Source organism: Aeromicrobium endophyticum (assembly GCF_003586285.1).
Taxonomy (GTDB): domain Bacteria; phylum Actinomycetota; class Actinomycetes; order Propionibacteriales; family Nocardioidaceae; genus Aeromicrobium; species Aeromicrobium endophyticum.
The window spans coordinates 966,742-978,481 of sequence record NZ_QUBR01000001.1 but is presented as its reverse complement, the minus strand read 5'-3'; the positions used below and the strand labels follow the sequence as shown (position 1 = coordinate 978,481).

Annotated in this window: 11 protein-coding genes; 10 read left to right on the top strand and 1 reads right to left on the bottom strand. The window is 70.2% G+C overall.

The annotated features are described in order from the left end of the window. Nucleotides 1–29 precede the first annotated feature (29 nt). The 3 genes from DX116_RS04865 to pntB all read left to right on the top strand — a co-directional run bounded on the left by DX116_RS04865 (nucleotide 30) and on the right by pntB (nucleotide 5,042). Complete coding sequence (locus DX116_RS04865) at nucleotides 30–2,000, top strand: phospholipase C (protein ID WP_119704130.1); 1,971 nt, start codon at nucleotides 30–32, stop codon at nucleotides 1,998–2,000. Nucleotides 2,001–2,099: 99 nt separating this feature from the next. Further along, entirely contained in the window at nucleotides 2,100–3,644 is a 1,545-nt protein-coding gene (locus DX116_RS04860) for a Re/Si-specific NAD(P)(+) transhydrogenase subunit alpha (protein WP_119703041.1), read from the top strand. A 9-nt stretch (nucleotides 3,645–3,653) separates the two neighbouring features. Further along, the gene (pntB, locus tag DX116_RS04855) at nucleotides 3,654–5,042 is read left to right on the top strand and encodes a Re/Si-specific NAD(P)(+) transhydrogenase subunit beta (protein WP_119703040.1); all 1,389 of its coding nucleotides are present in this window, start codon (nucleotides 3,654–3,656) and stop codon (nucleotides 5,040–5,042) included. 108 nt (nucleotides 5,043–5,150) lie between these two features. Here pntB and upp read toward each other — a convergent pair whose 3' ends face one another. Continuing rightward, the gene (upp, locus tag DX116_RS04850; protein WP_119703039.1) at nucleotides 5,151–5,792 is read right to left on the bottom strand and encodes a uracil phosphoribosyltransferase; all 642 of its coding nucleotides are present in this window, start codon (nucleotides 5,790–5,792) and stop codon (nucleotides 5,151–5,153) included. A gap of 111 nt (nucleotides 5,793–5,903) precedes the next feature. On the opposite strand from upp, the gene DX116_RS04845 reads away from it, so the two are divergent. From DX116_RS04845 to DX116_RS04815, 7 genes are all read left to right on the top strand, one after another. Continuing rightward, nucleotides 5,904–6,374, top strand: coding sequence for a tRNA adenosine deaminase-associated protein (locus DX116_RS04845; protein ID WP_119703038.1), 471 nt, complete (start codon nucleotides 5,904–5,906; stop codon nucleotides 6,372–6,374). After that, nucleotides 6,371–6,826, top strand: coding sequence for a tRNA adenosine(34) deaminase TadA (gene tadA / locus DX116_RS04840; protein ID WP_378018823.1), 456 nt, complete (start codon nucleotides 6,371–6,373; stop codon nucleotides 6,824–6,826). Before DX116_RS04845 ends, tadA begins: the two co-directional genes overlap by 4 nt. A gap of 98 nt (nucleotides 6,827–6,924) precedes the next feature. Then, entirely contained in the window at nucleotides 6,925–7,896 is a 972-nt protein-coding gene (locus DX116_RS04835) for an LLM class flavin-dependent oxidoreductase (protein ID WP_119703037.1), read from the top strand. Nucleotides 7,897–7,907: 11 nt separating this feature from the next. Then, nucleotides 7,908–8,960, top strand: a complete 1,053-nt coding sequence (locus DX116_RS04830; protein WP_119703036.1) for a GNAT family N-acetyltransferase — start codon at nucleotides 7,908–7,910, stop codon at nucleotides 8,958–8,960. Between the two features lie 171 nt (nucleotides 8,961–9,131). Then, complete coding sequence (locus DX116_RS04825) at nucleotides 9,132–9,908, top strand: SDR family NAD(P)-dependent oxidoreductase (RefSeq protein WP_119703035.1); 777 nt, start codon at nucleotides 9,132–9,134, stop codon at nucleotides 9,906–9,908. Between the two features lie 85 nt (nucleotides 9,909–9,993). Beyond that, nucleotides 9,994–11,118, top strand: coding sequence for an LLM class flavin-dependent oxidoreductase (locus DX116_RS04820; RefSeq protein ID WP_456047841.1), 1,125 nt, complete (start codon nucleotides 9,994–9,996; stop codon nucleotides 11,116–11,118). Next, nucleotides 11,115–11,720, top strand: coding sequence for a CE1759 family FMN reductase (locus DX116_RS04815; RefSeq protein WP_119703034.1), 606 nt, complete (start codon nucleotides 11,115–11,117; stop codon nucleotides 11,718–11,720). The genes DX116_RS04820 and DX116_RS04815 overlap by 4 nt, the downstream gene beginning before the upstream one ends. Nucleotides 11,721–11,740: the final 20 nt, after the last annotated feature.

Below are 11,740 nucleotides of genomic sequence, written 5' to 3'. Positions count from 1 at the left end.
GCGAACGCACCGACCGAGAGATGGAAGACATGTCCGACACCAGCAACGCCCAGACCGGCAACAGCCAGCCCGACGCGCACGTCTCGCGCCGCACGGTGATCATGGGCGCCGCCGCGGTCGCCGGGATGGCCGGCATGTCGGGGCTGCTGCCCAAGAATCTGATGGCCGCCGCCGAGGCGGCCGAGCCCGCGTCGTTCGACCTGTCGCAGATCAAGCACGTGGTCTACGTGATGCAGGAGAACCGGTCGTTCGACCACTACTTCGGGACCTTCCCCGGCGTCCGCGGATTCGACGACCCGACGGCCATGACCCTCGCGAACGGCAACTCGGTCTTCCAGCAGCCCGATCCGTCGAACCCGCTCGGCTACCTGGAGCCGTTCCACATGGACACCGCCAACACGGCGGCGGCGGCGGTCCCGTCGCTGTCGCACGACTGGCGCGACCAGCACGCCTCGTGGAACAAGGGCGCGATGGACGGGTGGTTGCACACCCACGTCGCCGCGGACGGAGCGCTGAAGGGCTCCTACACGATGGGCTACATGAAGCAGCGGGACATCCCGTTCCACTGGGCGCTGGCCGAGAAGTTCACGTTGCTGGACAACTACCACTGCTCGGTGATGGGTCCCACGTACCCGAACCGCGCGGTGTGGATGTCGGGCACCAACGACCCTCAGGGCACGAAGGGGGGTCCGATCCTGGAGACCGTCAAGCCCAACGCCCTGCAGTGGACGTCGGCCGCCGAGGTGCTCCACGACGCCGGCTACACCGTGAAGACCTACACCAGCTCCGGCTCCTACAACTACTTCACCTGGTGGGCGAACCTCGCGGTCAAGGGTCGCGTCGACGACGAGCTCTACAACCGGCTGATGACCAACGGCTCGCTCTTCGGCAACGGCACCCCGAACGGCGCCGGCGACCCGTTGCACCCGACCGCGGCGCACACGCCGTACCTCGCCTTCGAGGAGGACTGCGCCAACGGCACCCTCGCCGACGTGACCTGGCTCTTCCCGGACGGCCCCTACGCCTCCGACGAGCACCCGCCCAACACGCCGGCCGCGGGCGCGTACTTCCTGGCGTCCAAGCTCGAGGCGCTGGCCGCCAACGAGGAGCTCTGGAGCTCGACGGTCTTCATCATCAACTACGACGAGAACGACGGCTTCTTCGATCACGTGCCGCCGCCGATCCCGGATCCCGACCTGCACCCCGAGGAGTACGTCAGCGTGCCGTCGCCGCGCGGCACGCCGGGCGGTGGCCTGCCGGCCGGCGCGGGCTTCCGGGTGCCGTGCCTCATCATCTCGCCGTGGACGGTCGGCGGCCACGTCTACTCCCAGGTCGCCGACCACACCTCGCCGCTGCAGCTCATCGAGGCCATCACGGCCGCCGGCGGTCTCGACCTCGGCACGCCCACGAGGTCGCTGGCCGCCAAGCAGCCGGCGGTCTTCAGCGACATCACGTCGTGGCGTCGCGACACCTTCGACGACCTCGCGGGTGCCTTCCGGAACGAGGCCCTCGAGGCGCCGACGGATGAGGAGTTCCTCGCGGCGAATCGCGAGGCCAACTACGAGGCCCAGCTGGCCGCCTCGACGCTGGCCATGCCGAAGCGTCCCGGTGCCAGCCAGACGATGCCCCACCAGGACCCGGTGGCGACGTCAGCCGATGCCGCACCGGCGTCGTCGGCCCGGACCCCGGCCGCCGCGCCGCAGGAGGTCCACGTGCCCGCGCCCACCGTCAGCACGGTGCACGTCACCGCCGCCGTCCTCGTCGGTCGCCACGCCGTGGTCACCCTCCAGGGCGGCAAGCCGACGTCGGCCGTCGTCGTCCGCAACGCTCGCGGCAAGGTCGTGGCCCACGGCCGCGTCCACACCGGCGGGCGGCTGGAGCTGAAGGTCCCCACGGCCCGGCTGTCCACCGGCCGCCACGGCTTCACCGTGATGTACGTCGACGCCCGCGGGCACCACCACACCAAGAACGTCAAGGTGCGGGTCACGCCACGGACGTAGGGACAGAGGTGGCCCACCGGTAGCCACCTGGATGCCACCTGGTGAGACGCGGGTCTCACCAGGTGGTCGTCCGGGTTACGAACGGATAACGTTCGCCGAATGAGTGTCGTCGGAGTAGTCAGTGAGTCGGTCCAGGGCGAGACGCGCGTCGCGGCCACGCCCGAGACGGTCGGCAAGCTGATCGGACTCGGCTACGAGGTCGTCGTCGAGTCGGGCGCTGGCGAGAAGGCGTCGTTCACCGACGCCGCCTACACCGAGGCGGGTGCCACGATCCGCGGCACCGCCGAGACGTGGGGCAGCGACGTCGTCCTCAAGGTCAACGCGCCCTCGACCGACGAGATCGGCCTGCTCGCCGACGGGGCGACGCTCGTCAGCCTCATCAGCCCCGCGCTCAACCCCGATCTGGTCGAGCAGCTGGCGTCGCGTCCCATCACGGTGCTCGCGATGGACGCCGTGCCGCGCATCTCGCGGGCGCAGTCGATGGACGTCCTCAGCTCGATGGCCAACATCGCCGGCTACCGCGCCGTCGTCGAGGCCGCCAACGTCTTCGGACGCTTCTTCACCGGGCAGATCACCGCAGCCGGCAAGGTGCCGCCGGCCAAGGTGCTCGTCGCAGGCGTCGGCGTGGCGGGCCTGGCCGCGATCGGCACCGCCAACAGCCTCGGCGCGATCGTCCGCGCCACCGATCCGCGGGCCGAGGTCGCCGACCAGGTCAAGTCGCTCGGCGGCGAGTACCTGAAGGTCGAGGTCGAGACCGAGCAGTCGACCGACGGCTACGCGAAGGCCACGACCGATGCCTACAACGAGCGCGCCGCCGAGATCTACTCCGAGCAGGCCGCCGACGTCGACATCATCATCACGACGGCCCTCATCCCCGGCCGCGCGGCGCCGGTGCTCATCACCGAAGCCGATGTCGCGTCGATGAAGGCCGGCAGCGTCATCGTCGACATGGCCGCGGCCAACGGCGGCAACGTCGTCGGCTCACGGCCCGGCGAGGCGGTCGTGACGCCCAACGGCGTCACGATCCTGGGCTACACCGACCTGGCGGGACGTCTGCCCACGCAGGCCTCGCAGCTCTACGGCACCAACCTCGTCAACCTGTTGAAGCTGCTGACGCCGGCCAAGGACGGCCAGCTGGTCCTCGACTTCGACGACGTCGTGCAGCGCACCATCACGGTCGTCCGCGACGGCGAGACCACGTGGCCTCCGCCGCCCGTGCAGGTCTCGGCGGCCCCGGCTGCCGCGCCGGCTGCCGCTCCCGCGGAGCCCAAGCCGCCCAAGGCCGTCATGACGCAGCGGGCCAAGCTCGGCCTGGTCGGTCTCGGCATCCTCGCCTTGTTCCTTGTCAACGCCTACGCGCCCGAGCCCCTGCCCGAGCACTTCACGGTGCTGACGCTGGCGATCGTCATCGGCTACTACGTCATCGGCAAGGTGCACCACGCACTGCACACGCCGCTCATGTCGGTGACCAACGCCATCAGCGGCATCATCGTCGTCGGCGCGATGCTGCAGATCGGCACCGAGGGCACCGAGAACGACACCGTCATCCGGGTGCTCGCGTTCGTCGCGATCCTGCTCGCGTCCATCAACGTCTTCGGCGGATTCGCCGTGACCCGCCGCATGCTCAGCATGTTCTCGAAGTAAGGGCTGATCATGGATTCCGCAAGCATCGCCACCGCCGCGTACATCGTCGCGTCCCTGCTGTTCATCCTGTCCCTCGCGGGGCTGTCCAAGCACGAGACCGCCTCCCAGGGCGTGCTGTTCGGCATCTCGGGCATGACGATCGCGCTCGTCGCGACCTTCGTGCTGATCGCCGACCTCGCCGACACGACCGCGGTCGTGCTGCTGCTGATCGCCGTCGTCATCGGCGCCGCGATCGGCCTGTGGCGTGCGCGCGTCGTCGAGATGACCGGCATGCCCGAGCTCATCGCGCTGCTGCACTCGTTCGTGGGTCTGGCGGCGGTGCTGGTGGGCTGGAACGGCTACCTCCAGCACCAGCCGTTCACCCTCGACTCGCTCGAGGACATCCACAACGCCGAGGTGTTCGTCGGGGTCTTCATCGGGGCCGTCACGTTCACCGGCTCGATCGTGGCCTTCCTCAAGCTGTCGGCCCGCATCAAGAGCAGCCCGCTGATGTTGCCGGGCAAGAACTACATCAACCTCGGCGCGCTCGTCGCCTTCGTGGCCCTGACGGTCTGGTTCGTGATCAGCCCCGCCCTGTGGCTGCTGGTGCTCGTCACGCTCGTCGCGCTGGCGCTCGGCTGGCACCTCGTGGCGTCGATCGGCGGCGGCGACATGCCCGTCGTCGTGTCGATGCTCAACTCGTACTCCGGCTGGGCCGCGGCGGCGTCGGGCTTCCTGCTCGACAACGACGCGCTGATCGTCACGGGTGCACTGGTCGGCTCGTCGGGTGCGTACCTGTCGTACGTCATGTGCCAGGCGATGAACCGCTCGTTCATCTCGGTCATCGCCGGCGGCTTCGGCATCGAGGCCGGACCCGCGGACGACAAGGACTACGGCGAGCACCGCGAGATCAACGCCGAGGACACCGCCGAGCTGCTCAAGAACGCCTCCAGCGTCATCATCACGCCGGGTTACGGCATGGCCGTCGCGCAGGCGCAGTACCCGGTGGCCGACCTGGTCCGCAAGCTGCGCGAGCGCGGGGTCGAGGTGCGCTTCGGCATCCACCCCGTCGCCGGACGCCTGCCCGGGCACATGAACGTCCTGCTCGCCGAGGCCAAGGTGCCCTACGACATCGTCCTCGAGATGGACGAGATCAACGACGACTTCAAGGACACCTCGGTCGTCCTGGTCATCGGTGCCAACGACACCGTCAACCCGGCCGCGACCGAGGACCCGTCCTCGCCGATCGCCGGCATGCCGGTGCTGACGGTGTGGGAGGCCCACGACGTGGTGATCTTCAAGCGGTCGATGGCCACGGGCTACGCCGGCGTGCAGAACCCGCTGTTCTTCCGCGAGAACTCGCAGATGCTGTTCGGCGACGCCAAGGAGCGGGTCGAGGACATCCTCAAGGCGCTCTGAGGTGGACGGGGCCCGGTCCCGAGCGATGCACGGTGGACACGCCACCGTCTGAGGCCGGAATCGGGTCTATTCGGTGGAGGATCCACCGCACCGGAGGGGTGGGAGCGCTCAGCCGACGACGCCGTAGAGGCGGTCGCCGGCGTCGCCCAGGCCCGGCACGATGTAGCCCAGCTCGTTGAGCTTCTCGTCGAGGCCCGCGGTCACCAGCGTGACCGGGACGCCGATGGTCTCGAGCTCGGCCTCGATGCGCGCGACGCCCTCGGGCGCGGCCAGCAGCGTGACGGCCGTGATGTGGTCGGCCCCGCGCTTGACCAGGAAGTGGATCGCCGCCGCCAGCGAGCCACCGGTCGCGAGCATGGGGTCGAGGACGTAGCACTGTCGTCCGGTGAGGTCGTCGGGCAGGCGCTCGGCGTACGTGACGGGGTCGAAGGTCTCCTCGTTGCGCACCATGCCGAGGAAGCCGACCTCGGCCGTCGGCAGGAGGCGCTGCATGCCCTCGAGCATCCCGAGGCCCGCGCGCAGGATCGGCACGACGAGCGGACGGGGATCGCTCAGCTTCACGCCCCGCGCCATCGCGACAGGCGTCTTGACGTCGACGGCCTCGACGCGCACCTCGCGCGTCGCCTCGTAGGCCAGCAAGGTCACGAGCTCGTCGGCCAGGCGCCGGAACGTCGGGGAGTCGGTGGACTCGTCGCGCAGCAGCGTCAGCTTGTGCGAGATGAGCGGGTGGTCGGCGACATGAACCTGCATGCGCCCAGACTAGTGCGCCGCGGCTCGCGACTAGCCGCGGCGAGGGCGGGTCTGTCACCATCGCAGAAGGTGCCGCTGTCTTGCGAGACCTTCCCTCACGAGAGGCACGACATGGCCGAGGACGACGTCGACTTCGCCGTTGCCGCCTACCACGACGAGGGACGCTGGCAGGTCGTCGAGCTTGATCCGCGGCTGGGCGAGGACGTCGACGACCTCCGCGACGCGCTCGGACGGTTCCCGTCGGACGTGGGGGTGCTCGGCCTGGTGTCGATGAACGACGACTTCTTCGTCATCGTGCGGCGCTCGGGCACGCAGCTGCGGGTCATGCTGTCGGACGTCACGGCGGTCGACGACTGGCCGCTGGCCGATGGCGTCGCCGATCTGCTCGACCTCGCGGCGGGAGCCGGGGCTGCCGAGGACGCGGAGCCCGTCGGCGACCTCGAGATCCTGAGCGACCTCGGGGTCACGGCGTCCGACCTCGTGGCGTTGTGCGACGACGACGACCTCTACCCCGACGACGTCCTGTTCGACGTGGCCGAGCGTCTCGGCTTCGGGGGCGAGCTCGAGGCCGTCCTCGGGTGAGCCGCGACGAGTGGATGGGCGAGGCGCTCGACCTCGCCCGCCAGGCCGCGGCCGACGGCGACGTGCCGGTGGGTGCCGTGGTGGTCGATGCCGCCGGCGATGTGATCGGTCGCGGGCGCAACACCCGCGAGCGCGACGGCGATCCCACCGGTCACGCCGAGATCGTCGCCATCCGCGAGGCCGCGACGGCCATGGGGGAGTGGCGGCTGCACGGGTGCACGCTGGTCGTGACGCTCGAGCCCTGCACGATGTGCGCCGGGGCGATCGTGGCGTCCCGCATCGACCGGCTGGTCTTCGGGCCGTTCGACGACAAGGCCGGCGCGGTCGGCTCGCTGTGGGACGTCGTCCGCGACCGCCGGCTCAACCACCGGCCCGAGGTCGTCAGCGGCGTCCGGGCCGCCGAGTCGTCCGAGCTGCTGCGCGCCTTCTTCGCCGCCCACCGCAATCTGTGACGCCCACGGCGTCTCGGACGTCCGGTGACGCCGTGGGCGTCACACATCGGGGGATTGGCTGTGGGAACAGGCGGTGCCGCCGACGGGTTGACCCGGGCATGAGGCTCTCGTTGCTCGACCGGTCGCGGACGCGGATGGGACGTCCCGAGGCCGAGGGGCTGACGGGCTCGATCGAGCGGGCCGAGCAGGCAGAGCGCCTCGGGTACGAGCGGTTCTGGGTCGCCGAGCACCACGCCGTCCCGGGCATCGCGAGCGGCTCGCCGCCCGTGCTGCTCGCCGCGATCGGCGCTCGCACGTCGACCATCCGGCTCGGGTCGGGCGGGGTCATGCTGCCCAACCACCAGCCGCTCGTCGTCGCCGAGCAGTTCTTGATGCTCGAGGCGCTCTACCCGGGTCGGGTCGACCTCGGCGTGGGCCGGTCGGTCGGCTTCACCGCGCCCGTCCGCGAGGCCCTGCGCGCCGACCTCGACGCGACCGACACCTTCGAGGCGGACGTCGACGAGCTGCGAGACCTGCTGCACGGGGACGCCGCCGTCACCGCCCACCCCGTCGCCGAGGCGCCGGTGCCGATGTCGCTGCTGGCGACCGGGCGCGGCCTCGAGATCGCCGCCAGGCTCGGCCTGCCGGTCGTCGTCGGTGGCCCGGTGCTGTGGACCGCCGACGGCGCCGAGGCCATCGCCGCCTACCGTCGCGGCTTCCGTCCCAGCGAGCTCGTGCCCGAGCCGTACGTGACGGTCTCGCTCGACGTGTTCGTCGCGGACGACGACGCGTCCGCCCGTGAGCTCGCCCTGCCCGAGGCGTGGGCGATGGCCCGCTCGCGGCAGACCGGCGAGTTCCCGCCGCTCGAGCCTGTCTCGTCGATCCGTGCCCAGCCGTGGAGCAGCCAGCTGACCAAGCGCGTCGAGACGTCGCTCGACCGCGCCGTCGCCGGATCGCCGGCCACCGTCGCAAGACGTCTCGACGACCTCGCCGAGCGCACCGGCGCCGACGAGCTGATGGCCTCGACGTCGACCTTCGACCGCGGCGGCCTGGTGGCGTCCGACCGAGCCCTGCGCCAGATCGTGACGTAGCGTCTCGACGCATGAGCCTCACGATCGACGAGCTGGTCATGCCAGATGCCCTGGACGCTCCCGGTGGTGACGACTTCGCCGAGTACGCGACGCTGAGCAACGACGTCGAGAGGCACACGCTGGGTACCGACCTGCTGGCGATGGGCCTGCACGAGATGCTCTCGGAGTACGTCAGCACCGCCAGCCGCACTCGCCGGCACCTGGTGGCGCGCCACGGTGACGTCATGGTCGGGCGCGCGATGATCACCACGCGTCCGCTGACCCCCGAGGCCGGCGCCTACCTGATGGTCGACGTGACGCCCGCCCGACGTCGCCGCGGCATCGGGACGGCCCTGCTCGCGGCCGCCGAGGCGCTTGCGGTCGAGCTCGGTGCACCGGTGCTCAAGGTGGCCGTCGCCCACTCGGTGCGTGACGGCGGCGAGCGCGTCGAGCCCCCGACGGGGTTCGGTGACCTGCCTGCGGACGATCCGGGCGTCCGGTTCCTGCGGGCGCACGGCTACGCGCTGGAGCAGGTGACCCGCATCAGCCTGCTCGACGCCGACCGGCTGCGCGATCTGGCAGCGGCAGGCGTCCCGGACGACTACCGCTTGCTGACCTGGGCCGGGCCGACCCTCGACCAATGGATCGACGAGCTCGCCGCGCTGCGCACCCGCATGAGCACGGATGCCCCGTCGGCGGGGATGGTGATGTTGCCCGACCCGTGGGACGCAGGCCGGGTCCACGAGCACGACGAGCGCATCGCGTCGAGCAGCCGCACGATGCTGACGGCAGCCGTCGAGCACGTGCCGTCGGGGGTGCTGGCCGGGTTCACCGAGATCGTCGTGTCCGAGGGTGGTGCCGTCGCGGTGCAGGAGGACACGCTGGTGCTCACCGACCACCGCGGACGCCGTCTGGGCATGCTGCTGAAGAGGGTCAACGCCGAGCAGCTCGTGGCGACGTTCCCATCGGTCGAGGCCGTGGTCACGTGGAACGCCGAGGAGAACCGTCCGATGCTCGACGTCAACGAGCAGATGGGGTTCCGGGAGATCGGCCGCGAGGCCGGCTGGCAGAAGCACGTCCTCTGACTCGTCGCGCGAACGTCATCACCGATGCGGCGACCCAGGTACTGATGTGATGACGTCCGGGCCGGTCTGGCGGGACGTCATCACTTCAGTACCTGCGACGCAGCGGACGTGATGACGTTGGGACGGCGGTGCGCCCGGAATGCTCGGCGGCCGCGGCTCGTTGAACCGGGCATGACTCACAACTCCTACGGCTTCGCCGGCAAGACCGTCCTCGTCACCGGGGGAGGCACCGGCATCGGCAGGGCGATCGCCCTGGCCTTCCTCGCCAACGGCGCCAACGTCGCAATCTCGGGCCGCCGCGAGGACAAGCTGCGCGAGGCCTTCGAGGGCCAGCCCGACGACCGCACGCTGACGGTCGTCTCGGACGTCGGCGACGCGGCCGACGCGAAGGGGCTCGTGGCGGCAGTCGTCGAGCGCTTCGGACAGCTCGACGTCGTGGTGAACAACGCTGCCGCGTTCACGAGCGGCGAGTTCACCGAGACCGCGGGCGAGCACTGGGAGCGCATCCGCACGACCAACATCGACGGCTTCGTCCACCTGGCGCTCAGCGCGCTGCCCGAGCTGGAGCGAGTCGGCGGCAACCTCGTGGGGGTCTCGTCGGTGTCGGCGATGCGCGGCGACTGGGGCCAGTCGCTCTACAACGCGAGCAAGGCCGCGGTGCGCAACTTCATCGAGTCGCTCGCGCTCGACTACGGCGGCCGCGGCGTGCGGCTCAACTCCGTCGCGCCCGCGTTCACCATCACGCCGATCACCGAGTCGATGACCGAGGACGACGAGCTGATCGCGAAGTTCACCAACCGCATCGCCCTGGGGCGCCCCGGCCGCCCCGAGGACGTCGCGCCGGCCGTGCTGTTCCTCGCCAGCGACGACGCGGCGTACATCACCGGTGCGACCCTGACGGTCGACGGCGGCACGAGCGCGTCCACGGGGCAGCCGCACGTCGAGTGAGCGGGGAATAGAGGAACTGCTAAACTAGTTGAAAGTTGAACAAGCCTCGGTGGACTCGTCACCGGGCCTGGGCAAGGAGACTCGTATGAGCAGCATGCAGTTCGGCATCTTCAGCGTCGGCGACCTGACGGTCGACCCGACCGACGGCTCGATCCCCACCGAGCACGAGAAGCTCCAGGCGCTCGTCACGATCGCCAAGAAGGTCGAGGACATCGGCGGCGACGTCTTCGCCGTCGGCGAGCACCACGACTCCGGCTTCGTCCCGGGCGCGATCAGCACGCTTCACGCGTTCATCGCCGCGCAGACCGAGCGCATCATCCTCTCGACGTCGATCGCGCACATCACGACCAACGACCCGATCAAGATGGCCGAGGACTACGCCACGCTGCAGCACCTCTCGGGCGGCCGCGCTGACCTCGTGCTCGGTCGCGGCAACACCGGCCAGGTCTACCCGTGGTTCGGCAAGGACCCGTCCAAGGGCGTCGAGCTGACGATCGAGAACTACCAGCTGCTGCGCCGTCTCTGGGACGAGGACGTCGTCAACTGGGAGGGCAAGTTCCGCACGCCGCTGCAGAGCTTCACGTCCATCCCTCGCCCGCTCGACGGCGTCTCGCCGTTCGTCTGGCACGGCTCGATCCGCACGCCCGAGGTCGCCGAGATCGCCGCGTACTACGGCGACGGCTACTTCGCGAACAACATCTTCTGGCCCAAGGAGCACTACATCCGGCTGATCAACTTCTACCGGCAGCGCTACGAGCACTACGGGCACGGCACGCCGGAGCAGGCGATCGTCGGCCTCGGCGGTCAGTTCTTCATGCGCAAGAACAGCCAGGACGCGATCAACGAGTTCAGGCCGTACTTCGACAACGCCCCGGTCTACGGGCACGGGCCGTCGCTCGAGGACTTCCAGGCCCAGACGCCGCTCGTCGTCGGCAGCCCGCAGGAGGTCATCGAGAAGACGCTGGCGTTCGCCGACTACTTCGGCGACTACCAGCGCCAGATGTTCCTCGTCGACCACGCCGGTCTGCCGCTCAAGACCGTCCTCGAGCAGCTCGACCTGCTGGGCGAGATCCTGCCGACGTTGCGCGCCGAGTTCGACGCGCGTCGTCCGGCAGGAGTCCCGGACGCGCCCACGCACGCCAACCGCGTCGCCGCCCGCGACGCCAAGCTCGCCTCGCCCGTCGAGCCTGTCGAGACGAGCAAGGCATGACCACCGTCGTCGCGATCACCGCCGGCCTCAGCGAGACGTCGAGCACGCGCCTGCTGACCGACCGCCTGGTCGAGTCACTGGGTCGGCAGACCGGCGACGTCTCGGTCGAGATCGTCGCACTGCGCGAGCTGGCGCACGACGTCGTCGACGCGACGCTCACGGGCTTCGCCTCGCCGCGGCTGCAGGACGCCCTCGACAAGGTCGCCGCCGCGGACGGCCTGATCGTCGCGACGCCGATCTACAAGGCGTCCTATCCGGGGCTGTTCAAGTCGTTCTTCGACGTCATGGAGACCGACGCCGTGATCGGCAAGCCCGTGCTGCTCGCCGCGACGGCGGGCACGGCCCGGCACTCGCTCGCGATCGAGCACACGCTGCGGCCGCTGTTCGCGTACATGCAGGCGCTGGTGGTGCCGACCGGCGTGTTCGCGTCGACGCACGACTGGGGCGCCGAGGGTGCCCAGGCGCTCGAGCAGCGCATCGACCGCGCCACGGCTGAGCTGGCGAGCCTGCTGAAGGGTGCCGGCACGGGACGCTCGCGCGACGACGAGTTCGACCTGTTCAGCGAGACCTTCCGCTCCATCGCGGAGGGCCCGCGGGCCTGATCCGTCCCTGCCCGTCCCCC